This window comes from Providencia sp. PROV268, from assembly GCF_028477805.1.
In the GTDB taxonomy this organism is placed as follows: domain Bacteria; phylum Pseudomonadota; class Gammaproteobacteria; order Enterobacterales; family Enterobacteriaceae; genus Providencia; species Providencia stuartii.
In genome coordinates this window covers 242,751-268,533 of record NZ_JAMPLW010000010.1, presented here as the reverse complement: position 1 = coordinate 268,533, position 25,783 = coordinate 242,751, and the positions used below count along the sequence as shown (strand labels likewise).

Sequence of the window (25,783 nt, the reverse complement as noted above, 5' to 3'; positions counted from 1 at the left end):
AATTAGCATGCCTGTCATTATTTGAAGCAATTACATATTTAATTTCTTTTTATTATTGGCAAGGAAATGGTTATGACAGGTCATTGCATGAAATCGATTTTAGCTGTTGCTGTAAGTACAATGATTTTTGGTAGTGCTATCCCTGTATATGCGGCAACGCCGACAGATGCGGTTTCACAAAATCGCGCAGCACAAGGTGATATCACTAAATTTGGCGGTGCTCGTCGCCTAGCACAAGAGCAAACCGATATTATGAAAGCGGCGCTCCATAATGGGCAGGCGAAAAACGTCATTCTGTTTATTGGTGATGGTATGGGCGACTCTGAAATTACGGTGGCACGTAATTATGCAGAAGGGGCAGGCGGTTTCTTTAAAGGTATCGACGCATTACCTATTACTGGTCAATATACTCACTACGCATTAGATAAAAAGACGAAAAAACCTGATTACGTAACAGATTCAGCCGCTTCAGCGACAGCTTGGTCTTCTGGCGTGAAAACCTATAACGGTGCTTTAGGTGTTGATGTGTTTGATAAAGACCATGAAACCTTACTTGAAATCGCTAAGCGCCATGGTAAAGCGACAGGTAACGTGACGACCTCTGAAATTCAAGATGCGACCCCAGCCGCGCAATTTTCCCATGTCACAGCGCGTAAATGTTATGGGCCAGAAGAAACCTCCGCAAAATGTGCGAGCAATGCCTTAGAGAATGGCGGTCGTGGTTCAATCACTGAGCAACTGCTGGTTACCCGTGCTGATGTTACATTAGGTGGTGGTGCGAAAAGCTTTAAACAAGTGGCGAAAGCCGGTGAGTACAAAGGTAAAACGCTAGAGGAGCAAGCAAAGGAGCGTGGTTTCAATATCGTGCGTGATGCCAAATCCTTAGATGCGGTTACTGTTGCAAACCAAGATAAACCTGTTTTAGGCCTATTCCATGATGGCAATATGGCGGTTGCTTGGGAAGGCCCTAAAGCAACGCATTATGGCAATATCAATAATCCACCGCTTGAGTGCAAACCGAACGCTAAGCTAGATCCAAATGCACCGACATTGGCTCAAATGACACAAAAAGCAATCGATCTGTTGCAAGTCAACCCGAATGGTTTCTTCTTGCAAGTTGAAAGTGCTTCGATTGATAAACAAGACCATATGGCTAATCCATGTGGCCAAATTGGTGAGACGGTAGCTTTGGATGAGGCCGTACAAGTTGGCTTAGAGTTTGCGAAAAAACACGGTGATACATTGGTGATTGTCACTGCTGACCACGCGCATTCCAGCCAAATTATCCCTGAAGGAACCAAGTCTACTGGGTTAACACAAGCATTGATCACAAAAGATGGTTCCGTCATGGTGGTTAACTACGGTAACTCTGAAGAAGAAGATTCACAAGAGCACACCGGCGCACAGTTACGCGTTGCAGCGTATGGCCCACATGCCGCTAACGTCATGGGGTTAACTGACCAAACCGATTTGTTCTTTACCATGCGCGATGCCATGGGATTGAAACAATAAACCAACCTGTAAGTGGAATCCTCTGCGATAGGAGATTGCGGAGGATTTTTTATTGCCCCTTCTTTTTAACCTCCCGCTATTTACGCTCTCTTACATTAACTTTTTTGCGTTAACTCAGCGATTCAGGTATAAAAAATGATTAGACGATTGAGCCTGCTTGATGCGTATTGTGGCATAGTGGGGAGAGTTTAATCGCTTATTCATACCATCCGCATTAAGGTTTATTGTTAACTTTTTGAATAATAATAAAAATAATGTATGATTGTATGATTTCACTTAATTCGGCAACGTTTTAAGTTATCTAATTAATTCATCCATCAAGAGTGAAAAAGGCGGTCTCCTTCCGTTTGAAATCACTCGTACAGTTTTATCACCATTGTCTTAAATATAACAAATATAACGTCATAGGGTTTCAATGCTGGCACTTTTACATCTTTTATCATCTGTCGCATTGCTAGTTTGGGGCACACATATTGTCCGTACTGGTATTATGCGGGTTTTTGGTGCAGATCTACGCCGTATTTTAGGAAAGAGTGTTAATAAGAGAACAAGCGCATTTCTTTCCGGCGTAGGGGTAACTGCGCTCGTGCAAAGTAGTAATGCAACGGCATTACTGGTTATCTCTTTTGTTTCTCAGGGGCTGATTTCATTAACGCCTGCCATGGTTATCATGCTTGGTGCCGATGTCGGGACAGCGTTGATGGCGAGGGTGTTAACGTTTGATCTCTCTTGGTTATCACCGCTGCTGATCCTTGTGGGTGTTTCAACCTTTTTAAGCCAAAAGAAAAATCGCACAGGGCAAATTGGTCGTGTCGGTATCGGGCTTGGGCTTATTTTATTAGCGTTACAGTTAATTGTGGCATCGGCAGAGCCGATTACCCATGCTGATGCGGTGAAAGCAATTTTTACCTCGTTAAGTGGGGATGTTGTTTTGGCACTGCTGGTGGGTGCTCTGTTTGCCATGGTGAGTTATTCAAGCTTAGCAGCGGTGTTATTGACTGCCACATTAAGCGCAACAGGCTTGGTGCCTCTTTATATTAGCTTGAGTATCGTTATTGGCTCTAACATTGGTAGTGGCTTACTCGCCATGATGAGTAGCCGCGGGCAAAATGAAATTTCACGACAAGTCGTTCTGGGGAGTTTGCTATTTAAACTAATCGGCTGTGTTGTCGTATTACCTTGGGTGAAACCACTGGCAGAATGGATTGGGGGCTACGGCTTTAATGAAGCCGAAATCGTGATCTATTTTCACGTGTTTTATAACCTAGCTCGTTGCCTTGTCATGTTGCCTTTTGTTGGGCCAATGGCGAGGTTATGTAATAAATTAATCCCTATTGTTCCTTCGATGGAGCAAGAGGTTGCCCCGCGTTATTTGGATAAAAGTGCATTAGAGACGCCATCACTGGCAATCGCTAACGCCGTACGAGAAACATTACGTATGGGGGATCTACTTGAATTAATGCTTCAACGTTTTACAGATGTTCTTAACGGTAATAAAGAGCAGAAAAGGGAAATTAACCGCTTGGATGAAGAGGTCGATATGCTGCATAGCAGCATTAAACTCTATTTAGCACAGTTACATCAAAGCGAACTCAGTGAGGAAGATTCAAGGCGTTGGGCTGAAATTATTGATACTGCTTTTAATTTGCAGCAATCATCGACTATCATCCACCGAATGACTTCTGAGTTAGTCAAAAAATCGATTGATAATCGCCGTTCCTTCTCTAATGAAGGTTATAAAGAGCTACATTCTTTACTTGAGCGATTACAGACGAATTTGAATCTAGGGATGTCTGTTTTTGTTTCGGCCGATATTGATAATGCGAAACGTCTACGGCGTGCAAAACACCGTTTTCGTCTTATTAACCAACGCTTTGCTTATGCGCACGTTGAAAGGTTACACAAACAAAATATGCAAAGTCTAGATACTAGTAACTTACATGTTAGCCTGCTAGGCGATATGAAACGGTTGAATTCATTATTTTGTGCCGTTGCTTATCATGCGCTAGAAGGCGTAGCAGAAAGCCGTAAAGAACAATTGAGTTTAGAAAATGAGAAAAATACGTGAATTAACAAGGGATGAAGTTCCTTCGGTTTGGTCAATTGATAGAACAGAATTAATCGAAAATTTATATCTTCACCAAAATGGGAAATTAGTGTTATCCGCGCAACGCTTTGATATGAAAGGTTGGCCGGAAGGTGAACCTGAGGCATATACGCCACATTTACTCGAAAGCTATGATAACGGAGCGGTATTTATTGGCGTGTTTGATCATGACACACTAATTGCCGCTGCAAGTTTAGATAATGTATGGCGTGGTGAAGAGCGTAATTTACTTCAATTGTCATTCTTACATGTTAGCCACCGCTATCGGGGTGAGGGCTTAGGGGGCATGTTATTTAATCAGTGCTGTGAATTAGCCAAAGAGAAAGGGGCAGCTGGCTTATATGTATCAGCAACGCCTTCTGAAAATACAGTCCATTTTTATCAGTATATGGGGTGTGAACTGCTGGATAAGCCAGACCCAGAGCTATTTGCCTTAGAGCCTGAAGATATTCATTTTGTTTATTTATTTAATCAATAAATAGCTTTTATTTTTTCTTAAATCGGCATGGTTTCCTCAATAAAAAATATTGTATTTTGCCAAAAACAAGATATGATTGATAATCATTATCATTTAGATTGTTGAGGTCGCTATGCCAACTAGCGTAACAAAAAGCACTTATCTACGTCGCTCTACAGCAGGGTTATGGGGTGTTTTCGCGGTTATTTTGTTGAGCGTGATTTATCTACTCAGCAATATGGGGCTAAATAGCCTTAAAGCTGTCACGATAGTGACTATGCTAACCACCGCCGCAATGTTATTCAACCGCGGCTCTCGGCGCTTATTGATTATCCCCGCCGTGATAGCACTGTTATGCAGTCTAATGGCTTTAGTCTCACAACATAGCGTATAAGATAACCGTAGTTTACACGCCTACAGCGAATCTTCGGGTTATAGGGAAAGGGTTCGTTGATCGAGATAGGAAGTTAACAGTGGTGCGAAAGGGGGGACTTGAACCCCCACGCCCGAAGGGCACTAACACCTGAAGCTAGCGCGTCTACCAATTCCGCCACCCTCGCAGGTACTGTCAATTCATTGAAAGCTATCGATTTAATTTTTAACTTGGTGATTAAAAATTGTAGTCTGTATGGTGCGAAAGGGGGGACTTGAACCCCCACGTCCGAAGGACACTAACACCTGAAGCTAGCGCGTCTACCAATTCCGCCACCCTCGCAATATCAGACTCTATTTTGTGTCGATAGTACGCAGCGGATTTTAGGCTAATTTAGCCGCGCGTCAATAATTTTTTTATTATGCTTTTATTATTTGATGTAAAAACGGCCAACCATTTCTAGGTTAGCCGCGATAGAAATCATGGAGGTTTATGGATTAGCGTTTAATTGCTTGATAAACCTTAAATTTACCTGTTTTTGCTAATACTTCATGGTTGCCAAATGCCTTATCAAGCATGTCTGGATAAGGTAAAAAAGCATTGGCCACAATACGGAGTCGCCCACCTTTTTTCAGGTATTTCGGGGCTTGGAAAATCATATTTTCAGCCGCACTGTAGCTGGTATTTAACCCATCATGGAAAGGGGGGTTAGAGATAATCCAATCAAAGGTGTCATTGATATCTGAGTAGGCATCGCTTGCAAGTACTTTGCCAGTTAACTGATTGGCTTGTAATGTGGCGATAGAGGAGGCAATAGCAGCCGCGCTCACATCACTCAGTGTCAATGTTACATTAGGGTTGTGGCTTCCGACGACGGCAGCTAAAACGCCATTACCGCAAGCAATATCAAGTAGATTACCTGTAATAGGCTCATTCAGTGTAGAAAGTAGGAGTTCACTACCAATATCTAATTCATTGTGACTAAACACGCCAGGTAAGGCTTGGATCTGTACGTTCTCTACTTCATAGCGGCGCCACCAACGAGTTATATCAAAATCCGTAGGTTGTTCTAACTCACCATAATACAGCCCACAGCGTCTTGCAGAGTCAATTTTTTGCAATGTCGCGATGCCTTCCATGATAGATTCGGCACTTTTTACACCGCTACGGTTTTCGCCAACAATAAAAATTTGGCTACCTGTGGTCAGGTGAGTGCATAAATCATCCAGTTGAAAGCAGGCTTCTTGTTTATTTTTAGGCCAGAAATAGATCAAGGTATTGCAAGGACGTACAAAATCAGCATCTGCTACCGCAGCAAATTTCACACTGTCGCCCATTAAGGAGTGCAAATTTTGCCAACGATGGTATTGATTAGTGAGAACACGTACGCTCGCAGCTTCTAAGGTTGCTGCTAATTCATCTTGGATGTCACCCGCTAAAATGACATGGCGATCGGTAAAATGCTCAAGGTGGCGTTGGATAACTTCGCTAGCCGGTGTCAGTAGTGACATACTTTGTTGATCTCCTAAAATACCCTCAATCTTTCGAGCCATCGCGTTTTAGCGTCTAGCTACAATGCAAATTGTTTATGGTATGTATGTAAGCCTAATTATTTTGTGCACACTTTATCAGAAAATGGGGAAATAGCATTGCTCTGTTGGCGCTATTGATCCGCTTTGATAAGATGTCGTTGTTAACATAGCGACTGGAATGAAATGAATGGCACGACGTGACAGACTTTTAAATCAAATGGGTATCACTCAATGGGTAGTGAGAAACCCTGCTGTATTACGTGGTGAACGTGGTGTAAGAATTCCAGATTCGACTAAGCTTATTATTATTACTGATGAGAACCTTGATTTAAACAACCGTCTGTTAAAAGATATTTTTCTGGCGATGAAAATTTATCCAACGGATGTGGTTTGTATTAATTCAGAGCAATTGGCAATGCTTCCAACACCAATAACAATAAATTGTTGGGTCTTAGGCGGCCAATCTCATCCAGAAGGGTTAAATACAACCTTTATTTCTCCTGTATTAGATGAGCTGGCAGCCAGCAATAGCGCTAAACGGGCACTTTGGGAGCAGATTTATCAATATGACGAAAATTTCAGCACTAAAGCAGTCTGATCTTGCGACAGCTTTCTTAATCGAAAAGTTAAGTCATGATTTTCCTTGGACTGAGCGTGTTTTTTATGGAAACCAAGGGGAAAAGTATCATAACATCAAAATTACTCTTAATAATCAGATCGTTGGTTTTGCTATAACACAGTGTGTTCTTGATGAGGCAACACTCTTTAATATTGCCGTGCACCCCGATTATCAAGGAAAAGGGTATGGGCGTATGTTAATGGAGCAACTGATTAAGGATCTGGTTGATAAAGGGATTTTGACATTATGGCTTGAAGTTCGTGAATCGAATGCACCGGCGCTGCACCTGTATGATAAATTAGGGTTTCATCAAGTGACGGTACGTAAAGATTATTACCCTGCAAAGCAGGGGCGAGAAGATGCGCTTATTTTGGCATTAACCCTGTTTAATGACGCATAATGTGATTATTAAACCACGGCCGAATATGGGTCGTGGTAAATTTGCCTGCCGATTATTTAATACGAATACTTAAGCCATATTAGCCTTTTACAATGAGTGGGTCTTGGCTAACCATATTATATTCAGCATCTTTTCGGTAACCAAAAAGCCGAACCAGTGTACGGCGGTTATCTTTTACAATATCCCGACTATGTAAGCTTAATTTATTATTAATCACTATCATCCTATATGGCTGCAAATCGACGGCATCAAATTCCATATTTTCGGCAATAGAATTAAATTTATTATACGTTTTTTGGACGAATTCTGAAGCCGCGGGATTGAGTGAAAAACGCTCTGAATTATAATTCATATTCAATTTTCCATGCTTATCAAGTTCAAGGATAGAAATACATTTTCCACCGATACTTTTTCCTTCACTGGCTGTTTTCGCTTTACGGAAATCAAAGCTGGCTGTGGTTAAAGCAACGATTTCTTCAGGTGATAATTGGTCAATGATGCGCTTAATGGGGGCTACTTTTGTTGTTTCTGATAAAGGGTTCCACCTTGCAGTGAGTATCAGCGATGACGGTGAAGGGGAGTGCCCATCGATAACGTTAATTGCGGAGTAATAAGGGTCTTCAGTGTGTGGTACGACCGCTTTGCCCGAATGGGAACTGGCATCTGGGGCTTCATTTTGGCGTTTTTCAGCACCACCGCCATTAAAGTTAGCTACAATTCTAATAATATTTCCTAGGTTTTCAGTATCATAAGCAAATGTGGTTTCATTTAATAATGCTAAAATAATTTGCTCTTGTGAGGCCAATTTTAAAATTTCGATATCACTTTCTAATTCTTGGAGGGTCGGTAAGGCGCTTTTATTCGGAAGGTTAATCGGTTCACCATTAACGTCCGTATTCACAAACCCTTCAAAAACTAAATAAGGAATTTTTTCATTCCTATAGTCATCCAGTAGTTTCTTATCTTCATCATTGAATAAGTTGTATAACTGAGTTGCAACCTGCTCTGCTAATTTTTGACTTCCTGATATTTGAGGCCCACCATTTAAAGCGAATTGATAGGACTTTTCCTGTAAAAGCGTGGCGATCTCACTGCTGAGGAAAATGTGATTAATGGTTTTATTGTCTGGCATAATTTTATTATTCCTATAATTCAATTTGTTAGATAACGATTTTTAATGAATAAAAACTAATTCATTAATTAAGGAATAATAAAAAAATATTATTTTTTTTCGATTTCTTAATCTATTAGTGTTTGATCTTATAATCGGATGCTTTTTATTTGACGGCATGAAAAACCACAGTATCCAAACTGTGGTTTTATTCTAATAGGCTTTTAGAGGGTTATTTAGATAGCTTTTCAGATGCAGGTAGAATAGGGGGATTGATCACAACTTGGCTTTTTTTGCGGTACTTCTTTTCTGCTTTTTCTGTGCGGACCTCTTCATTAAGGCCTTTGTATGTCGAATAACACATCAATAGCATTAATATGGAAAGCGGGATAGCAGTGGCAACTAAAGCAGATTGTAAACCGGATAATCCACCTGTGATGATCAATACGATAGCAATAGCCGCGATAACCACTCCCCAAATGGTCTTCGTCGTATGGGTTGGATTTGGGTTACCATTTTCACTGACCATTCCCAATACGAATACGGCTGAGTTTGCTGAAGTAATAAAGAAAACCATCACTAAAACCATGGCCAATACGCATAAGAAGGTGCTTGCAGGGAAATAGTCTAAGAATTTAAAGAAAGCAGAAGTCACATCTGATTTCACCGCTTCTGCAAGTGCTTTTTGTCCCATGTTTTGGATAAGATGGATGGCTGAGCCTCCCATCACGGCAAACCAAGCGAATGAGCCGAACACAGGAATAAAGACAGCGCCAATCATAAACTCTTTAATGGTACGCCCTTTGGAAATACGCGCCACGAAACTGCCTACTAAAGGCGCCCATGCAATCCACCAGCCGAAGTAAAAGAGAGTCCAGTTCGCAATCCAAGCACCATCATTATAGGGTTCAGTACGGAATGACATACTGACAAAGTTTTGTACATAGTCACCAATACCTTGAAAAAGAACTTTAAGGATCGTTTGTGTCGGGCCAGCAAAGAGAATAAAACCCATCAAGGCGAATGCTAATAGCATATTTAAGTTAGATAAATGCTTAATCGCACCTTGTAAACCAGAGATGGTCGACATGATATAAATGATGGTGACCACTGCAATAATCGCAATTTGGATCCAGATACTTACAGGGATCCCCCATAAGTAATTCATGCCACTGTTAACTTGCAGTGTGCCAAAGCCTAGCGAGGTCGCAATACCAATAACGATCGACAATACCACTAATACATCGACCCATTTCCCTATCGAGCCTTTGATACGTTCACCGATCAGTGGGTAAAACACAGAGCTCAGCGATGAAGGTAATTTCTTTCTAAATTGGAAAAAGGCTAATGATACACCGACTAAGGCATAGCAGGCCCAAGCTGAGACCCCCCAATGTAAATAGACATATTGCATGGCGGTTTTTGCTGCTTGTTCGGTATAGCCTGTACCAACTGGAGGGCTGATATAGTAAGAAACAGGCTCGGCAACTCCCCAAAACACGAGGCTAATCCCAATCGATGCACTAAATAACATTCCAACCCATGTTGCGGTACGATATTCGGGGCGATCACTGTCCTCTCCAAGCCGAATATGACCAAACTTTGAAAAACCGAGATACATACAAAAACTAAAAAAGATAAAAACGGCTCCGAGTATAAACCAACCTAAATTGTTATAGATAAAACCCAGAGAGTAATTTGAAAATGCTTCGAGTTTGTCAGGTATAAAGGCGCCTAAGCTGATTAATACCAGACTAAAGGCGAGTGATACGTAAAATACAGATTTCTTATTATTCATCATACCTCTTCTCCAGTTGCTCACTTATTTTTATGTCTTTTAATGAGAGTTGGTTTGCAGGGAATGCTACTTTTGGTTTACAGAGAATATCCATGAAAATATTGCGTGGTCAACAATTAATTAACCTGCAATTAACAAATGTATTTCACGGTATGTTGTTATCTATATGTTTTAAATAGATAAATTATTATTGTTATAATAATGTTTAATATTTTGTTTGATCATTATTGAGATCTAGATTAACATTCCCAAAAAACATGTTAACTATAAGTTTACATAAGTGAGGCAATAATGATGAGCAATGCAAAAAAAGTCATTTCGATTAATGATCACCTTGATATTGATAATGCGTGGACCATTCCTGCACGCTATTACACGTCAGATGACGTATTTGAGTTCGAAAAAGAAAATATCTTTGCTAACTCTTGGGTTTGTGTTGCTCACAGTAGTGAGGTGAAAGAGAAAAATGCCTATATCACTCGCCAGTTGATTGGCGAAAGCCTTGTTATCGTTAGGGGGCGAGATGATGTTTTGCGGGGCTTTTATAATGTCTGCCCGCATCGAGGCCATCAGTTGATCAGTGGTGAAAGCGGTAAAATGAAAAATGTCATCACTTGCCCTTATCATGCTTGGGCATTCAAATTGGATGGTCAATTGGCACATGCGACAAACTGCGAAAACGTAAATAACTTTGAAGCCGATGCCATGTCATTGAGCAGTTTTCATGTGATTGAGCACGCAGGGTTTATTTATATTAATTTGACAGAAGGCGAGCCTCAACCTATCGAGGAGCAACTGCCTGGATTAGCGGCAAAAATGGAAGAAGCTTGCTCAGTGATCCGTGATCTGAAATTAGCGGCACGCTTTGTCAGCCATACGCCAGCTAACTGGAAGACGATTGTTGATAACTATATCGAATGTTATCACTGTCCAACAAACCATGTCAGTTTTGCTAGCTCGGTCGATGTGAATGTGTATGAGCACCAGTTGAATGAAAACTGGACGGTACAGATTGGTCAAGCCAAACCTTCAGAGTCGTCATATCAATTTGATGAATCAGTAGTCAATCCACGTTTCTTCGGCTTTTGGATTTGGCCTAGCACCATGTTTAATATGCCGCCAGGTGGCGATTTTATGACCGTCATTTATGAGTTTCCGGTTAGTGCGGGAGAAACGTTGCAGCATTACGATATCTATTTCTTAAACGAAGAATTGACGGAGTACCAAAAGAACTTAGTGGAGTGGTATCGGACGGTATTTCGCCCAGAAGATCTACGCCTCGTTGAGAGTGTTCAAAAAGGGTTACGTTCCCGTGGCTATCGAGGGCAAGGGCGGATCATGGCTGATAGGCAACGTAGTGGGATCAGTGAGCATGGCGTCGCACACTTCCATAAGCTGATTGCAACGGCACACACTGAGTGACGGGAGAAATAGCACATGAATAGGTTAAATAACCCAGCGCTATTCCGCCAGTCTTGCTATATCAATGGTCAATGGGTGGATAGTTCGAAGACTATTTCAGTATTGAACCCTGTGGATCAATCGGTGCTGGGTACTGTACCCAGCCTTTCACCAGAGCAGGTGAATGATGCGATTGTGAAGGCACATCATGCGATGGAGGCTTGGCGTCAGTTCACGGCAAAACAACGTGCTACGATTTTACATCGCTGGTTTACATTGATTGAAGCCAATATGGATGACTTAGGTTTGCTGATGACATTAGAGCAGGGCAAACCGTTGAATGAGGCTAAAGGGGAAATTCGTTATGCCGCCTCGTTTATCGAATGGTTTGCAGAGGAAGGCAAGCGAGTTTATGGTGAGACGATCCCGCAAACCGTAGCTAGCAACCGTCTTTTAACCATCAAGCAACCGATTGGTGTGTGTAGTGCCATTACGCCATGGAACTTCCCCGCCGCAATGATCACGCGCAAAGCCGCTCCCGCATTAGCAGCGGGCTGTAGCATGATTATCAAACCCGCCAGTGAAACACCGTTTACGGCTCTCGCACTTGCTGAGTTAGCGCAACAAGCTGGCGTGCCTGCTGGGGTGCTGAACATTGTGACAGGGGAATCTCGTGTTTTAGGGGAATTACTCACACGCCATGAATTGATCAGTAAATTTTCTTTTACTGGCTCTACGCAAGTTGGACGTCAACTGTATGAGCAGTGTGCCTCAACGATCAAAAAAAGCGCTTTAGAGCTTGGGGGAAATGCCCCTTTTATTGTGTTTGATGATGCGGATATTGATAAAGCGGTAAACAGTGCAATACAGGCAAAATTTCGTAATGGTGGGCAAACCTGTGTTTGTGTGAATCGTTTTTATATTCATGAGTCCATCTATGCGCCATTTATCGAGAAATTCACCGCAAAAGTAAGCCAGTTACGTGTTGGAAATGGGTTGGATGAGGGTACTGATATTGGGCCTATGATTACATCTCGAGCCATCGATAATATGAATTTATTAGTTAAAGATGCACTTGCTAAAGGTGCCAAGCAGCTAACGTTGGGGAATGAAATCACTGAGCAAGGTAATTTTATCAATCCAAAAGTGTTAGTGGATGTGGATGATTCAATGGATATCGTACACGAAGAGATTTTTGGCCCTATCGCGGTACTTATTCGTTTTCGTGATGAAGATGAGGTTATTAAGCGAGCGAATAATACGATCTATGGTTTAGCCGCCTATTTCTTTTCAAAAGATATTGGTCGTGTTTATCGCGTGGCAGAGAAACTGCAAAGCGGCATGGTTGGGATTAATACAGGCCTGATCTCCAATGAAGTTGCTCCATTTGGTGGTGTTAAGCAATCGGGCCTAGGCAAAGAAGGTTCCCGATATGGCATAGAGGACTACCTGACCGTGAAATATCTGTGTATTGACATCGCTTAGCCAGTAATCAGTAAAAGAGGGAATTGTGATGAGCCAACAAAAAATAGCCGTAAATGTTAGCCGCATAGAGCAACTTAGCCCAACCATTAAAATGTTCGAGTTCGTTGCAAAAGAGACCTTGCTTGAACCGTTTAGTGCGGGGAGCCATATTACGGTACACATGAACGAAGAGCTGGGATTACAGCGGGCTTATTCGTTAATTAGCGATCCTAAAGATTGCCATTGTTACCGTATTTCTGTGCTACGCGATGAGAACTCGAAAGGCGGCTCTGCTTATATGCATGAACAGTTAGCGGAAGGGGATTTAGTTTATTTATCGCCTGCTCAAAACTATTTTTCATTGAAACATGACAGTTCTTGTAAGCATATTTTGATTGCGGGAGGGATTGGTATTACCCCGTTCCTCTCATACCTTTATGAATTAGAGCAAACGGGTATGGAATTCGAGCTTCATTACTGTTTTCGCGATCAAAATACGGCTGCTTTTGTTGAACAGCTTCAAGAGCGATTGGGGGAGCGATTATATCTTTATGATAATGCGAAAGCGCAGCGCCTATCTGTCGAGCAGTTGGTTAAAGCGCAACCCAAAAATAGCCATGTTTATGTGTGTGGCCCTGAATCATTAATTAATGCGGTTATCGAACATGGCAATGCACATTTAGGTGAATCTCAAGTTCATTTTGAAAACTTTGGTGAAGTAGCAAATGAAGGCGAGGCTTTTGAGGTTTATTTCCAACGTTCAGGGTTTAGCTTAAATATCAGCGAAGATGTCTCCATTTTGCAGGCGATCGAAGCAGATAAACGTATTCAGGTTGAATGTTTGTGCCGCAATGGCGTGTGTGGCACTTGTGAAACGGCAATTTTAGAAGGCGAGGCAGATCATCGCGATCACTACCTTGATGATGATGAGCGTGCGGAGCAGAAGACCATGATGTTGTGTGTTTCGCGTGCTAAGACTAAACGGTTAGTGTTAGATTTGTAATGTATGCTAGCCCCGATAATGGGGCTTTTGTGTTATTTAAGCTGAAACATGAGGAATGGCTGCTGCTCATCATTGAGATGATAAGAGGCACTAATTTCACGGTCTTGAAAGTGAATGTGACCGTGACCTTTACTATACACCCCTTCTAACCACGGTTTATGATTGATAGCGAGTTGATAGAGTAAGCGCTGTAATTCCAAATAATCGATATCCGCAGTTTGGCTTTCGAGATTACTGGCAAGTATTTCCCCCGCTTTATCGGTAAACACAACTAAATGGTTAAAGTGAGCGAGTAAGACATCAAAGTAGCACTTAATTTTACGTAGCCGTAGTTCTGTATTTTTACGTTCGGTGTTATCTAGGCTGATCCCCACCAATTTAGTCACTTTACCATTTGGGCCTTTAACACCGGTTGCTCGTGAGGTGATCCATCGGTAGCCATCATCCCACGCAATTTTAAAATCCATTTCATGGGCGCCACCTTCACGAATGATCTTTGAGTAACCATTCACTAATTTATCTTTCGATTCTTGGTTCATTAAAGCCCAAAAATCATCATTAGTGGTGATTTTGATGCCGTAAACATCTTCAACATTATCCGAATAGTTCAGTTCGCCCGTGAGTAAATCCCATTCCCAAGTAACGATCTCAGTGGACTCTTGAAGATGCACTTCATTGATATTACGAACAATGGCTGGGTGTGAAGCGGTAGAGGCGTGATTGGTGTATTCACCATATTTGAGCCATATTTTATCAACATTCAGTAATTGTGCTAATTTCTCAAGGTTGTTTTCATCAATCATACCGCCTTTTGTCCACTTGTTGACGGCAGTCCGAGAAACACCAAGTGCTTCAGCGGCTTTTAACTGGCTCATTTTTTGTTGTTTCAATAAGGCCAGCAAACGTTGTCCAAATGTTTGCGTGTCTTTCATCGGCTCATGTCCACCTTTTGTTTATTCATCCTGAAATTGATGCGGTAAATGTTTTGATAAGTATTCTGTTAAATTTTCAATAAAAACGCGCAAGTTTGCATTATTGCGGGCGGTGCGTGAATAAACGGCATACACATCAGCAGGTTGGCTCCATTGTGGAAGTACGCGAATTAATTTTCCGCTCTCTAACTCCGGTAGTACACTCCATAATGAACGCAACAAAATACCTTCACCGCCGATACACCACTGTTTAGCGACATCACCATTGTTCACCATGAGCTTACTATTTGGTGCCACCGTCATACTTTCTGTTTGATGTTGTAGTTTCCATTGTGCAGGTGCTTGGTTGCGCTCTTTAATCGTAATGCAAAAATGTTGTTTTTCTAGCTCTTGAGGATGATTAGGGCTGCCATGCTGCTCTAAATAAGCAGGGGAAGCGCAGAGAATGCGTTTATTTTTGGCGATTTGCTTCGCAATGTAATGATCGGGGATTGTGCCACCAATATAAATATCGAGATCAATGTTTTCGCTGATAATATCAATGGAACGATCGGTTAAAGTAAGGTCGATCCCTAAGAGTGGATAGTTAGCACGTAATGCTAGGATAAAGGGGTTGAGATAGGCGCTACCAAAGCCTGTGCTGCAACTGACCCTTAACTCACCACGGATCTCCTCTCGACAGGCGTTTAACGCATTGTGCATATTGTCGAGTTCGTGTAATAGCCGCTCACCACTGCTCAGAACAATGCGTCCTTCATGAGTTAAATTAATTGAGCGGGATGCTCGCAGAAATAGCGTCTGCCCGAGATTTTCTTCAAGTAATTTTATGCGTTTGGAGACATAGGCGGGTGAAACAAGCAGTTGCTCCGCGGCTCGTGAAAAACTCATTAAGCGAGCAACAGTGACAAATACTCTAATGTCTTCCAATGCGGGTAGCTTGTTCATAGTTTGTAAACCCAAAGATTACACTTCGACGCTATACTTTATCACAGCAACCCATAAACTGGAGATCTTACTTACTCATAAAATTTATTGTTGTGGGAGTGCCGTGACATGTCACAATTTAATATCGCAGTCATTCCAGGTGATGGTATTGGAACAGAAGTTATACCTGAGGGATTAAAAGTCTTAGAGGCCGCAGCAAGTCAACATCAGGTAAAGCTTAACTTTACCCATTTTGATTGGTCCTGTGAAACTTACCATCGTACAGGACGCATGATGCCTGAAGATGGTTTAGAACAGTTAAAAAAATTTGATGCCATTTTCCTTGGCGCAGTCGGGTTCCCTGGTGTGCCTGACCATATTTCACTTTGGGGGCTGTTGTTACCCATCCGCCGTGCTTTCAACCAATATGTTAATTTGCGTCCGGTACGCCTATTTGAAGGGATCAAATCCCCTTTAGCCGATAAAAAACCCGGTGATATTGATTTCTATGTGGTACGTGAAAACGTAGAAGGGGAGTATTCGGCTATTGGCGGCATTCAGTATGAAGGTACTGAAGATGAAGTGGTGTCTCAGCAAAGTATTTTTACCCGTAAAGGTACGGATCGGATATTAAAATATGCGTTCGAATTGGCACAATCACGGGAGAAAAAACATTTAAGTTCGGCAACGAAATCAAATGGCCTTTTTCACTCAATGCCTTATTGGGATAGCCGTTTTGCGGCAATGGCGAAACACTACCCTGATGTGAAAGTGGATCAATTCCATATTGATATTTTCGCCGCCAACTTGGTCAGAATGCCTGAATTTTATGATGTGATTGTAGGCTCCAATTTGTTTGGTGATATTTTGTCGGATTTAGGCCCTGCCTGTACCGGAACCATTGCCATTGCACCTTCTGCGAATATTAATCCTGAAAAACAGTTCCCATCTATGTTTGAGCCAGTACATGGTTCAGCGCCTGATATTGCGGGGCAAAATATTGCTAACCCAATCGGCACTATTTGGGCGGCCGCAATGATGATGCAGCATCTCGGCTGCCCAGCAATGCATGATACCATTATGGATGCGGTTGAAACGGTGATCAAAGAGCGCCATCACTTGACTCGCGATATGGGCGGAAATGCAAGTACACAGCAACTTGGGCAAGCCATTGCTGATCTGATTTTAGCCAAATAGTCACTCTTTTTGGGGAGCCTATTGAGGCTCCTTAGTGGCTTTGGCATGTCGTCTGTTCTGTTTTAATTAGTTTAATGGCAGTAACAAAAAGAGTCTCTTTCTCGGTAACAATCGCTATCAATTAAGTGACCTTTGATTGTTTATGACCCTAAGATCTGAGAAAATAGCCGCCAATTTCGATTAACAAGACGGATTTGCTGAGCTAAGAGCCACCTATTGCCTCTCCTAATGCATGTACAAATCTGTATTCAAACAAAAAAGAACGGTTAAATGGCAGATCAGAATTTTCTACATGAAGTCAACGCGCGCAGGACGTTTGCGATCATCTCTCACCCTGACGCAGGTAAAACCACCATTACTGAAAAAGTATTGCTATTTGGGCAAGCGATTCAGCGTGCGGGAACGGTAAAAGGCCGCGGTTCAAATCAACACGCAAAATCAGACTGGATGGAGATGGAAAAGCAACGTGGTATCTCAATTACCACATCGGTGATGCAATTCCCTTATCATGATTGTTTAGTTAATTTGTTGGATACTCCGGGGCACGAAGACTTCTCTGAAGATACTTATCGTACTTTAACGGCGGTTGACTGCTGCTTGATGGTCATCGACTCCGGTAAAGGGGTTGAGGATAGAACTCGCAAATTGATGGAAGTCACTCGCTTGCGTGATACGCCGATTTTGACTTTTATGAATAAACTTGACCGTGATATTCGTGACCCAATGGAGTTAATGGACGAAGTTGAAAATGAGCTGAATATCGCATGTTGCCCAATTACGTGGCCCATTGGTTGCGGTAAGTTGTTCAAAGGGGTTTATCACTTATTACGTGATGAAACGATCCTTTATCAAACAGGCCAAGGTCATACAATCCAAGAAGTCCGTATTATTAAAGGGTTAGATAACCCTGATTTAGATAAAGAAGTCGGTGACGAATTAGCGGCTCAGCTACGTGATGAGTTGGAGTTGGTAAAAGGGGCCTCTCATGAGTTCGATCATGATGCTTTCCTTGAAGGCGAATTGACTCCGGTTTTCTTTGGTACTGCACTTGGTAACTTTGGTGTGGATCATATGTTAGATGGTTTAGTCCAGTGGGCGCCATCGCCTCAGCCACGTCAAACCGATGTGCGTGAAGTTGAAGCTACAGAAGAGAAATTTACCGGTTTCGTCTTCAAAATTCAGGCGAATATGGATCCAAAACACCGTGACCGTGTTGCTTTCATGCGTATTGTTTCAGGAACTTATGAAAAAGGTATGAAGCTGCGTCAGGTGCGTACGAAAAAAGATGTCGTCATCTCTGATGCGCTGACCTTTATGGCAGGTGATCGCTCTCATGTCGAAAATGCGTATGCGGGTGACATTATTGGTTTACATAACCACGGTACGATCCAAATTGGTGATACCTTCACACAAGGGGAAGATCTGAAATTTACGGGGATCCCTAACTTTGCACCTGAGCTGTTCCGTCGTATTCGTTTGCGCGACCCATTAAAGCAAAAACAATTGCTTAAAGGGTTGGTTCAGTTGTCAGAAGAAGGGGCTGTACAGGTTTTCCGTCCACTGACCAATAATGATTTGATTGTTGGTGCTGTGGGGGTGTTGCAGTTTGATGTCGTTGTATCTCGTTTGAAGAGTGAATATAACGTTGAAGCCATTTATGAAGCGGTTAACGTATCAACGGCACGTTGGGTTGAGTGTGATGACGCGAAGAAATTCGAAGAATTTAAGCGTAAGAACGAGCAGAACCTAGCACTTGATGGCGGCGATAATCTTTCTTATATCGCTCCAACCATGGTTAACCTAAACTTGACCAGTGAGCGTTATCCGGAAGTCAAATTCCGTAAAACCCGCGAACACTAATTTTATTTTCAGGCTAAGCCCACTACAGAAAGGCCTTTTTTGTAGTGGGTTTTCCCAAATTAACCATCCATTTTCGAATACTCTCCTGTTTTTTTATCTAAATATTGCAGATTACTCTGTCTTTTGCGTTTGAATACTTTATTTCAAGGGGCTTTTCCCATAGTCTATAGTTATCAATTGAAATAGCGACAGCGCTTAGGCATATGGCGTATGACGTCGATTATGGCGATACAGTGGGTATTTCAATACTTAAAACAGTAGTTGATAAGGAAGGTACCGATGAAACATTCAGCACTTTTACGTTCTTTAATTGTTATTGGGTTAAGTGGGACCTTATTTGCGTGTAGCTCATCGGCAAACTCCCCATTGAAAGAGCAAGCTGCTGAAACTTGGGATAGCGCAGTTAAAACAGCAGATATTGCAGGGAAAGATACCAGCGAAGCGATATCCAGTGGCGCGAAAAGTGTCGATAACTATATGGATGATTCCTCCATCACTGCTAAGGTCAAAAGTAAGCTGCTAACAACCAGTGGTATCGACAGTAATTCGATTTCGGTGAAGACAGTTAACGGCGTTGTTTACCTCTCTGGGTTTGTGAAATCGAATAACCAAGTCGATAAAATTGTTCAGGTTGTCTCGATGGTTGAAGGTGTAAAATCAGTACAAAATGGTTTAGTTGTGGCGAATTAATCGATAACGGCCAGCACAATAGCTCAAGTCAGCACATATTGGGTGAGTTGAGCGACTAAAATAATTTGCTCAAAGTTAAAAACTGAACCTCACTGAGAGGTTCAGTTTTTACATTGTTGATTCGTGACAATTTACTTTATGGGGCTGTGTTTATACATAGGCATCCTATCGCTATGTGTAGAAGGTTGTCAGGGGACGAAGATGGGAAAACATGTATCAGTAACACTTGGCAGTATTGAGCCTTTGGCTTTTTATGATGAGCTAAATAAAGGAAAAACAGCGCTTATCTGTGAAGGTGGAGGGCAACGCGGTATTTTTACGGCCGGTGTTTTGGATGAGTTTTTAAAAACAGGCTTTAACCCCTTTGATATCATGATTGGCACATCGGCGGGAGCACAAAATCTCTCTGCTTATATCTGTGGTCAATATGGCTATGCTAGGCGAGTGATCACGCGTTATACGACAAGCCCACTCTTTTTCAACCCACTGCGTTTTATTCGAGGGGGGCATTTAATCGATTTAGATTGGTTAGTGGAAAGCACCTCGAAAGAGTTTCCTCTGCATATCTCCTCTGGCATTGAGTTAATGGAGGCGGGGCGTGAGTTTTATATGGGGGCAAGCCGTAGCGATGATTTTGAAGCCGAATTTTTAAAGCCTAATGCGGATACATGGCTCGATATCATTCGGGCATCCAGTGCGATCCCCGGTTTTTATCGCATGGGGGTTGAGTTTGAAGGGACTTTGTATCACGATGGTGGGATCAGTGCGGCGATACCAGTTGAAGAGGCATATCGTCAGGGCGCTGACACGATTGTCGTCATCCGTACGGTGCCTTCACAAATGTACTTTACCCCTGAATGGGTCAAGAGAATGACTCGCTGGCTAGAAGGTGAAAAGTATGGTCTACAACGAATGGCAACCATGCTAAAAGTTCATCTGAAAAGTTATCGTCGTACTCAAGAGTTTATTGAAAATCCACCGGGTGATTTACAGATTTTTGAAATTTATCCACCGACACCGTTAAAAAGTAGTGCATTAGGAAGCCGCTTATCAGCACTTAATCAGGATTATCATGTCGGTCGTCGTTGTGGGCGCTATTTTATTGCCGCATTGGGTCACTGCTTTACAATGAATAATGATGCCGTCAATCGCTTTAGTTTTGAAAGTGCAGCCCATGAAGAGATGCAGATCCTCCAAGATTATGAAGAGGCGATATCTGATGCGCAGCATGATGGTGAATTAGTCGCTCAACGTAAAGCGAAAAAAGCGACCGATACAGCACAAGCCATTATGACGGGCGCAATTGTGGCAGCCAATGAGGAGCCGGCGCAACAGATCAACGAGAAAAATGACTAACCGATTTATTGATACACATTGCCATTTTGATTTCCCACCTTTTATTGGTGATATCAATAAAAGCCTAGAGGCTGCTCAAGCGGCAGGGGTCACTGATATTATTATTCCTGCTGTCAGTGCCGATAATTTTGAGCGTGTTTGGGGGTTAGCACATGATCATCAACAACTGCATGCCGCTATCGGCTTGCACCCTTTGTATTTAAATGTTTTTCAAGAACACCACTTGGAAACATTGGTTGAATATCTCCATCAACATAGCCCAAAATGTGTTGCAGTAGGGGAAATCGGTCTTGATCTCTATATGCAAGAGCCCTTGTTTGATTTACAACAACGTGTCTTGATTGCACAGCTAAAATTGGCGAAGCAATATGATCGACCTGTTATTTTACATTCGCGAAAAAGCCATGACCAATTAGCGGCAATATTGCGCCGTTATCCTGTTCCTGCATGTGGGGTTATTCACGGGTTTGCGGGGAGCTTATCTCAGGCTCAAGCCTTTATTAAATTGGGTTATTCGATTGGAGTAGGGGGCACCATCACCTACGAACGAGCTAATAAAACTCGCCAAGCGATAGCTCAGTTACCTCTTACTTCACTGGTGTTTGAAACGGATGCACCAGATATGCCTGTCTCTGGTTTTCAAGGCGAACCCAATCGCCCTGAGCGCATTCAATGGATTTTTCAGTCGTTATGTGAACTACGCCACGAAAGTCCAGATGAAATTGCGCAGCAACTTTACATAAATAGCCTATCATTATTTAATCTGCTCAAATAAAGGCCATCAAAATTCACTTAAGTGAACAGTTGGTTTATATTCCTCCATCGGCATATCTCGTTCGATTTTTCACCTATTTTTTGTGTTCTACGATGCTTTCCAGACTAAACTGATAATTAAATGTGACTTTGGTCACAAGAACTGAATTTTTGTTACTTTTTACACTGCGTATTTGTGACGTAGGTTGCGGGTTCTTGGAAGGGACTAGGTATAATCATCGCACAAAGAGTCAAGGGAACTTATGGGTTCTCTTTCTACATCAATCTAGCATTAAGTGAACAGGGATACTTCCATGCAACTCATTATGAGTCTGGTTGGGATGGCAGTACTGATTGGTATTGCCGTACTATTTTCCAGCAATCGTCGAGCGATTAAACTCCGTACCGTTGGCGGGGCTTTCCTTATCCAAATCGTTATCGGTGCATTCGTGCTTTATGTACCAGCAGGTCGTAGCGTATTACAAGGGATGTCTGATGGCGTTTCTAAAGTCATCAGTTATGGCCAAGATGGGATGAACTTTATTTTTGGCGGCCTTGTTTCTGACAAAATGTTTGAACTATTCGGCGGCGGCGGGTTTATTTTCGCACTACGTGTACTGCCAATTATTGTCTTCTTCTCCTCTTTAATTGCCGTTCTTTACTACCTTGGCATTATGCAGCTGGTTATCAAGATTCTTGGTGGTGGCCTGCAAAAAGTACTTGGCACATCAAGGACGGAGTCTCTATCTGCAACAGCGAATATCTTTGTTGGGCAAACGGAAGCACCATTAGTTGTACGTCCTTATATCTCTACCATGACCAACTCTGAGTTATTCGCGGTAATGTGTGGTGGTTTGGCCTCTGTTGCTGGGTCTGTACTGGCAGGCTATGCTCAAATGGGTGTTCCAATGGAATACTTGATTGCAGCATCATTCATGGCGGCGCCAGGTGGGTTACTGTTTGCTAAACTCTTAGTGCCAGAAACGGAAAAAGCGTATGATAATGTCAATGCGACAGAGCTGATTGCTGAAGATGAACGCCCTGCAAATATTATCGATGCAGCCGCTTCAGGTGCTGCTTCCGGTATGCAATTGGCCTTGAACGTAGGTGCGATGTTACTGGCATTTATCGCTTTAATCGCCCTAATTAACGGTATCTTAGGTGGTATTGGTGGCTGGTTCGATTACCCTGAACTGTCTCTTGAATTAATTCTAGGTTGGTTGTTTGCTCCGATTGCTTATTTGATCGGTGTGCCATGGAGTGAAGCAACAATTGCAGGTTCATTTATTGGACAGAAAATTGTTGTCAACGAATTCGTGGCCTTTATGAACTTTGGTGAATACATGAAAGCCGATGCGGATGTACTTGCAGCCGGTAAGCAAGTTCTGTCTGATCACACTAAAGCCATTATTTCATTTGCACTGTGTGGGTTCGCTAACCTATCTTCTGTGGCTATCTTACTTGGGGGGCTTGGGGGCATGGCGCCAAACCGTCGTGGTGATGTGGCACGCTTAGGTATGAAAGCGGTTCTCGCGGGTACACTCTCTAACTTAATGAGTGCAACAATTGCTGGTTTCTTCCTAACACTCGCAATTATATAACCTCAAATCTTTGAGAAAGGGCAAATGCCCTTTCTCTTTCATTATTATTTCATTATTTTCAGCTATATTCTTTCTTACTTTTTATTTCATCCTTCTATTTTTGAACTACGCTTAATCAAGTGTATTTATGGCGTGAAGTGACAAAAAAAGTCATAAAAAGCCATTTGAGAGAATAAAATTGAGACTAATTAGCGTATAATTGAGACATTGTTCACAAATATGTATTTAACAATGTAACTTTCAGGCAATTAATGTGATTTGTGGCACATAAAATAGCCGAGTTCCATGGTCAAATAGGTATAAATTAGCTGCTATGGACTGCTAGTTCTCAGAGTGCATACACTCTAGGGCATTGTGCGGTGAGAAGGAATTCAGCTGCTACATTCGGGTTTTCGAGTAGCATCTTTAAGGAACCAAGCCCGCTCGCCAACAAAGAACGTGTTGTTCTGACAGAATTCACAAAGTTGGAGAGTTTTTATGACTGATTTAACTGTAGCTGCGCAACGCGCACTAAATCTAATGGATTTAACCACCCTGAATGATGACGATACTGATGAGAAAGTGATTGCACTGTGTCATCAAGCGAAAAGTCCTGCGGGGCAAACGGCTGCCATCTGTATCTACCCTCGTTTCATCCCTGTTGCCCGTAAAGCACTACGTGAGCAAGGTACGCCAGAAGTGCGTATTGCAACAGTGACTAACTTCCCTCACGGTAATGACGATATTGATATTGCACTGGCTGAAACGCGTGCGGCTATCGCTTATGGTGCAGATGAGGTTGACGTGGTTTTCCCGTATCGTGCATTAATGGCTGGGAACGAAAAAATTGGTTTTGATTTAGTGAAAGCCTGTAAAGAAGCTTGCGCTGCTGCAAATGTACTTTTGAAAGTCATTATTGAAACGGGGGAGCTAAAAGATCCGGCTCTGATCCGTAAGGCTTCTGAAATTTCAATTAAAGCAGGAGCAGATTTCATTAAAACATCAACAGGTAAAGTACCTGTTAACGCCACCCTTGAAAGTGCTGAGATCATGATGCAAGTGATCCATGATATGGGCGTAGCAAAAACAGTGGGTTTTAAACCGGCTGGTGGTGTGCGTACCGCTGAAGAAGCTGCTCAATACTTAGCATTAGCAGATAGAATTTTAGGTAAAGATTGGGTTGATGCTCGCCATTTCCGTTTTGGTGCATCAAGCCTGTTAGCTAATTTGCTGAATACGCTTGGTTTTGAAACTAAAAAATCAAGCAGTAGTTATTAATTAGACCGCGCTTAAGCGATTACCTAGATTCTGTTTGAATTAAGGAGCATACCGTGTTTCTGGCACAAGAAATTATCCGTAAAAAACGTGATGGCAAACCACTGAGCGAAGAAGAAATTCGTTTCTTCATTAATGGTGTACGCGATAATTCAGTTTCTGAAGGTCAAATAGCCGCTTTGGCAATGACCATCTATTTTAATGATATGACCATGGCTGAGCGTGTTGCCCTGACGTTAGCAATGCGTGATTCAGGCACCGTTTTAAATTGGAAATCATTAAACTTAAATGGCCCACTCGTCGATAAACACTCTACGGGTGGCGTTGGTGATGTCACCTCATTGATGTTAGGTCCAATGGTAGCGGCATGTGGCGGCTATGTTCCGATGATTTCGGGGCGTGGTTTAGGCCATACCGGTGGCACACTGGATAAGCTTGAAGCGATCCCTAATTTCGATATTTTCCCTAATGATGAGCGTTTTCGTGACATTATTCGTGACGTTGGTGTTGCAATTATTGGGCAGACGAGTTCACTCGCACCTGCGGATAAACGCTTTTACGCAACACGTGATATCACTGCAACGGTTGACTCTATTCCACTGATTACTGCCTCTATTTTAGGTAAAAAATTGGCAGAGGGCCTTGATGCTCTAGTCATGGATGTTAAGGTGGGTTCAGGTGCATTTATGCCAACCTACGAAAAATCAGAGCAACTGGCTGAGTCCATTGTTAAAGTCGCTAATGGTGCGGGGTGTAAAACAACCGCACTGTTAACCGACATGAATGAAGTACTCGCTTCTAGTGCCGGTAATGCGGTTGAAGTACGCGAAGCCGTTCAGTTCTTAACGGGCGAATACCGTAACCCTCGTTTGTATGAAGTGACGATGGCGCTGTGTGTTGAAATGCTGGTGTCTGGTTCATTGGCGGCAAATAGAGAAGAAGCTCGCCAAAAATTACAAGCAGTCTTAGATAACGGTAAGGCAGCGGAAGTCTTTGGTCGTATGGTTGCGGCTCAAAAAGGCCCAAGTGACTTTGTTGAAAACTACAACAAATATTTGCCTACTGCTGTACTGAGCAAAGCGGTGTATGCAGAGAAAGCGGGTATAATTACCGCGATGGATACACGTGCGCTCGGCATGTCTGTTGTGACATTAGGTGGTGGTCGTCGTAAGGCAACGGATCCGATTGATTATAGTGTTGGTTTGAGCGATATCGCCGCGTTAGGTACTTCGGTTGATAATCAAACTCCACTAGCAATTATTCATGCTAATAGCGAGAAATCGTGGGAAGAAGCGGCAAAAGAGGTGCGTGCAGCCATGGTTATTGGTGATCAAAAACCAGAAACAACGCCAATGGTTTATCGCCAAATTAGTGAATAATTGACAAACAGTTTTATCAGTGGCACTTCCTAATTAGGAAAGATGACGCAGGAGAGAAGT

At 42.4% G+C, this 25,783-nt stretch carries 22 protein-coding genes and 2 tRNA genes; 17 read left to right on the top strand and 7 right to left on the bottom strand.

The window, feature by feature from the left end; translation table 11 throughout:
• The first annotated feature begins 72 nt into the window (after positions 1 to 72).
• From phoA to PR699_RS09645, 4 genes are all read left to right on the top strand, one after another.
• Entirely contained in the window at positions 73 to 1,512 is a 1,440-nt protein-coding gene (phoA, locus tag PR699_RS09660) for an alkaline phosphatase (protein WP_014656836.1), read from the top strand.
• Between the two features lie 415 nt (positions 1,513 to 1,927).
• Entirely contained in the window at positions 1,928 to 3,580 is a 1,653-nt protein-coding gene (locus tag PR699_RS09655; RefSeq protein ID WP_004926590.1) for a Na/Pi cotransporter family protein, read from the top strand.
• Positions 3,564 to 4,097 carry a GNAT family N-acetyltransferase gene (locus PR699_RS09650; protein WP_004926592.1) on the top strand — a complete coding sequence of 178 codons (534 nt, stop codon included), beginning with the start codon at positions 3,564 to 3,566 and terminating at the stop codon, positions 4,095 to 4,097. Before PR699_RS09655 ends, PR699_RS09650 begins: the two co-directional genes overlap by 17 nt.
• A 112-nt stretch (positions 4,098 to 4,209) precedes the next feature.
• Positions 4,210 to 4,470, top strand: a complete 261-nt coding sequence (locus tag PR699_RS09645; RefSeq protein WP_004926595.1) for a DUF1435 family protein — start codon at positions 4,210 to 4,212, stop codon at positions 4,468 to 4,470.
• An 80-nt stretch (positions 4,471 to 4,550) separates the two neighbouring features.
• On the opposite strand, the gene PR699_RS09640 is transcribed toward PR699_RS09645, so the two are convergent.
• The 3 genes from PR699_RS09640 to rsmC form a co-directional block, all read right to left on the bottom strand.
• A tRNA-Leu gene (locus PR699_RS09640) sits at positions 4,551 to 4,636 on the bottom strand.
• 69 nt (positions 4,637 to 4,705) lie between these two features.
• Positions 4,706 to 4,791, bottom strand: a tRNA-Leu gene (locus tag PR699_RS09635).
• A 155-nt stretch (positions 4,792 to 4,946) separates the two neighbouring features.
• Entirely contained in the window at positions 4,947 to 5,960 is a 1,014-nt protein-coding gene (gene rsmC, locus PR699_RS09630) for a 16S rRNA (guanine(1207)-N(2))-methyltransferase RsmC (RefSeq protein ID WP_014656835.1), read from the bottom strand.
• 208 nt (positions 5,961 to 6,168) lie between these two features.
• Here rsmC and PR699_RS09625 point away from each other — a divergent pair, with 208 nt between their 5' ends.
• Both PR699_RS09625 and rimI read left to right on the top strand, forming a co-directional pair.
• Positions 6,169 to 6,579 (top strand): DNA polymerase III subunit psi, encoded by a 411-nt coding sequence (locus tag PR699_RS09625; RefSeq protein ID WP_004926599.1) that lies wholly within the window; start codon positions 6,169 to 6,171, stop codon positions 6,577 to 6,579.
• Positions 6,548 to 7,000: a ribosomal protein S18-alanine N-acetyltransferase gene (rimI, locus tag PR699_RS09620; protein ID WP_004926602.1), complete on the top strand. Its 453-nt coding sequence runs from the start codon at positions 6,548 to 6,550 to the stop codon at positions 6,998 to 7,000. The genes PR699_RS09625 and rimI overlap by 32 nt, the downstream gene beginning before the upstream one ends.
• A 79-nt stretch (positions 7,001 to 7,079) precedes the next feature.
• Here rimI and PR699_RS09615 read toward each other — a convergent pair whose 3' ends face one another.
• Together PR699_RS09615 and PR699_RS09610 are read right to left on the bottom strand one after the other, a co-directional pair.
• Positions 7,080 to 8,132, bottom strand: coding sequence for a hypothetical protein (locus tag PR699_RS09615; RefSeq protein WP_040132763.1), 1,053 nt, complete (start codon positions 8,130 to 8,132; stop codon positions 7,080 to 7,082).
• A gap of 211 nt (positions 8,133 to 8,343) precedes the next feature.
• A complete protein-coding gene (locus PR699_RS09610) occupies positions 8,344 to 9,912 on the bottom strand; it encodes a BCCT family transporter (protein ID WP_004926609.1) in 1,569 nt (522 codons plus the stop codon).
• Between the two features lie 291 nt (positions 9,913 to 10,203).
• Between PR699_RS09610 and PR699_RS09605 the strand changes: the two genes are divergently transcribed.
• From PR699_RS09605 to PR699_RS09595, 3 genes are read left to right on the top strand one after another with little or no spacing between them, the layout of a single operon-like run.
• A complete protein-coding gene (locus PR699_RS09605; protein WP_014656833.1) occupies positions 10,204 to 11,331 on the top strand; it encodes an aromatic ring-hydroxylating dioxygenase subunit alpha in 1,128 nt (375 codons plus the stop codon).
• A 15-nt stretch (positions 11,332 to 11,346) separates the two neighbouring features.
• Positions 11,347 to 12,795, top strand: coding sequence for an NAD-dependent succinate-semialdehyde dehydrogenase (locus PR699_RS09600; RefSeq protein WP_014656832.1), 1,449 nt, complete (start codon positions 11,347 to 11,349; stop codon positions 12,793 to 12,795).
• A gap of 28 nt (positions 12,796 to 12,823) precedes the next feature.
• Positions 12,824 to 13,777 carry a PDR/VanB family oxidoreductase gene (locus tag PR699_RS09595; RefSeq protein WP_004926619.1) on the top strand — a complete coding sequence of 318 codons (954 nt, stop codon included), beginning with the start codon at positions 12,824 to 12,826 and terminating at the stop codon, positions 13,775 to 13,777.
• 32 nt (positions 13,778 to 13,809) lie between these two features.
• Here the strand turns inward: PR699_RS09595 and PR699_RS09590 are convergent, their stop codons facing one another.
• Positions 13,810 to 14,709, bottom strand: coding sequence for a helix-turn-helix transcriptional regulator (locus PR699_RS09590; RefSeq protein ID WP_004926622.1), 900 nt, complete (start codon positions 14,707 to 14,709; stop codon positions 13,810 to 13,812).
• 21 nt (positions 14,710 to 14,730) lie between these two features.
• Positions 14,731 to 15,654, bottom strand: coding sequence for a LysR substrate-binding domain-containing protein (locus PR699_RS09585; RefSeq protein ID WP_004926625.1), 924 nt, complete (start codon positions 15,652 to 15,654; stop codon positions 14,731 to 14,733).
• Between the two features lie 108 nt (positions 15,655 to 15,762).
• On the opposite strand from PR699_RS09585, the gene PR699_RS09580 reads away from it, so the two are divergent.
• From PR699_RS09580 to deoA, 8 genes are all read left to right on the top strand, one after another.
• Positions 15,763 to 16,830 carry a tartrate dehydrogenase gene (locus PR699_RS09580; RefSeq protein ID WP_004926627.1) on the top strand — a complete coding sequence of 356 codons (1,068 nt, stop codon included), beginning with the start codon at positions 15,763 to 15,765 and terminating at the stop codon, positions 16,828 to 16,830.
• A 270-nt stretch (positions 16,831 to 17,100) separates the two neighbouring features.
• Positions 17,101 to 18,690, top strand: coding sequence for a peptide chain release factor 3 (gene prfC, locus PR699_RS09575; protein WP_004926630.1), 1,590 nt, complete (start codon positions 17,101 to 17,103; stop codon positions 18,688 to 18,690).
• 279 nt (positions 18,691 to 18,969) lie between these two features.
• Entirely contained in the window at positions 18,970 to 19,380 is a 411-nt protein-coding gene (locus PR699_RS09570) for a BON domain-containing protein (RefSeq protein WP_004926633.1), read from the top strand.
• Between the two features lie 201 nt (positions 19,381 to 19,581).
• Positions 19,582 to 20,736 (top strand): patatin family protein, encoded by a 1,155-nt coding sequence (locus tag PR699_RS09565; protein WP_014656831.1) that lies wholly within the window; start codon positions 19,582 to 19,584, stop codon positions 20,734 to 20,736.
• Positions 20,729 to 21,511, top strand: a complete 783-nt coding sequence (locus PR699_RS09560; protein ID WP_014656830.1) for a metal-dependent hydrolase — start codon at positions 20,729 to 20,731, stop codon at positions 21,509 to 21,511. Before PR699_RS09565 ends, PR699_RS09560 begins: the two co-directional genes overlap by 8 nt.
• A 304-nt stretch (positions 21,512 to 21,815) precedes the next feature.
• Positions 21,816 to 23,090 (top strand): NupC/NupG family nucleoside CNT transporter, encoded by a 1,275-nt coding sequence (locus PR699_RS09555; protein WP_169342151.1) that lies wholly within the window; start codon positions 21,816 to 21,818, stop codon positions 23,088 to 23,090.
• A gap of 477 nt (positions 23,091 to 23,567) precedes the next feature.
• A complete protein-coding gene (deoC, locus tag PR699_RS09550) occupies positions 23,568 to 24,347 on the top strand; it encodes a deoxyribose-phosphate aldolase (protein ID WP_004926644.1) in 780 nt (259 codons plus the stop codon).
• Positions 24,348 to 24,400: 53 nt separating this feature from the next.
• The gene (deoA, locus tag PR699_RS09545) at positions 24,401 to 25,723 is read left to right on the top strand and encodes a thymidine phosphorylase (RefSeq protein WP_004926646.1); all 1,323 of its coding nucleotides are present in this window, start codon (positions 24,401 to 24,403) and stop codon (positions 25,721 to 25,723) included.
• The last annotated feature ends 60 nt before the right edge of the window (positions 25,724 to 25,783 follow it).

Bases quoted from the DNA above. Each gene is read 5' to 3' on its own strand.
- phoA (WP_014656836.1), top strand. From the start codon at position 73: ATGACAGGTCATTGCATGAAATCGATTTTAGCTGTTGCTGTAAGTACA.
- PR699_RS09655 (WP_004926590.1), top strand. From the start codon at position 1,928: ATGCTGGCACTTTTACATCTTTTATCATCTGTCGCATTGCTAGTTTGG.
- PR699_RS09650 (WP_004926592.1), top strand. From the start codon at position 3,564: ATGAGAAAAATACGTGAATTAACAAGGGATGAAGTTCCTTCGGTTTGG.
- PR699_RS09645 (WP_004926595.1), top strand. From the start codon at position 4,210: ATGCCAACTAGCGTAACAAAAAGCACTTATCTACGTCGCTCTACAGCA.
- rsmC (WP_014656835.1), bottom strand. From the start codon at position 5,960: ATGTCACTACTGACACCGGCTAGCGAAGTTATCCAACGCCACCTTGAG.
- PR699_RS09625 (WP_004926599.1), top strand. From the start codon at position 6,169: ATGGCACGACGTGACAGACTTTTAAATCAAATGGGTATCACTCAATGG.
- rimI (WP_004926602.1), top strand. From the start codon at position 6,548: ATGACGAAAATTTCAGCACTAAAGCAGTCTGATCTTGCGACAGCTTTC.
- PR699_RS09615 (WP_040132763.1), bottom strand. From the start codon at position 8,132: ATGCCAGACAATAAAACCATTAATCACATTTTCCTCAGCAGTGAGATC.
- PR699_RS09610 (WP_004926609.1), bottom strand. From the start codon at position 9,912: ATGATGAATAATAAGAAATCTGTATTTTACGTATCACTCGCCTTTAGT.
- PR699_RS09605 (WP_014656833.1), top strand. From the start codon at position 10,204: ATGAGCAATGCAAAAAAAGTCATTTCGATTAATGATCACCTTGATATT.
- PR699_RS09600 (WP_014656832.1), top strand. From the start codon at position 11,347: ATGAATAGGTTAAATAACCCAGCGCTATTCCGCCAGTCTTGCTATATC.
- PR699_RS09595 (WP_004926619.1), top strand. From the start codon at position 12,824: ATGAGCCAACAAAAAATAGCCGTAAATGTTAGCCGCATAGAGCAACTT.
- PR699_RS09590 (WP_004926622.1), bottom strand. From the start codon at position 14,709: ATGAAAGACACGCAAACATTTGGACAACGTTTGCTGGCCTTATTGAAA.
- PR699_RS09585 (WP_004926625.1), bottom strand. From the start codon at position 15,654: ATGAACAAGCTACCCGCATTGGAAGACATTAGAGTATTTGTCACTGTT.
- PR699_RS09580 (WP_004926627.1), top strand. From the start codon at position 15,763: ATGTCACAATTTAATATCGCAGTCATTCCAGGTGATGGTATTGGAACA.
- prfC (WP_004926630.1), top strand. From the start codon at position 17,101: ATGGCAGATCAGAATTTTCTACATGAAGTCAACGCGCGCAGGACGTTT.
- PR699_RS09570 (WP_004926633.1), top strand. From the start codon at position 18,970: ATGAAACATTCAGCACTTTTACGTTCTTTAATTGTTATTGGGTTAAGT.
- PR699_RS09565 (WP_014656831.1), top strand. From the start codon at position 19,582: ATGGGAAAACATGTATCAGTAACACTTGGCAGTATTGAGCCTTTGGCT.
- PR699_RS09560 (WP_014656830.1), top strand. From the start codon at position 20,729: ATGACTAACCGATTTATTGATACACATTGCCATTTTGATTTCCCACCT.
- PR699_RS09555 (WP_169342151.1), top strand. From the start codon at position 21,816: ATGAGTCTGGTTGGGATGGCAGTACTGATTGGTATTGCCGTACTATTT.
- deoC (WP_004926644.1), top strand. From the start codon at position 23,568: ATGACTGATTTAACTGTAGCTGCGCAACGCGCACTAAATCTAATGGAT.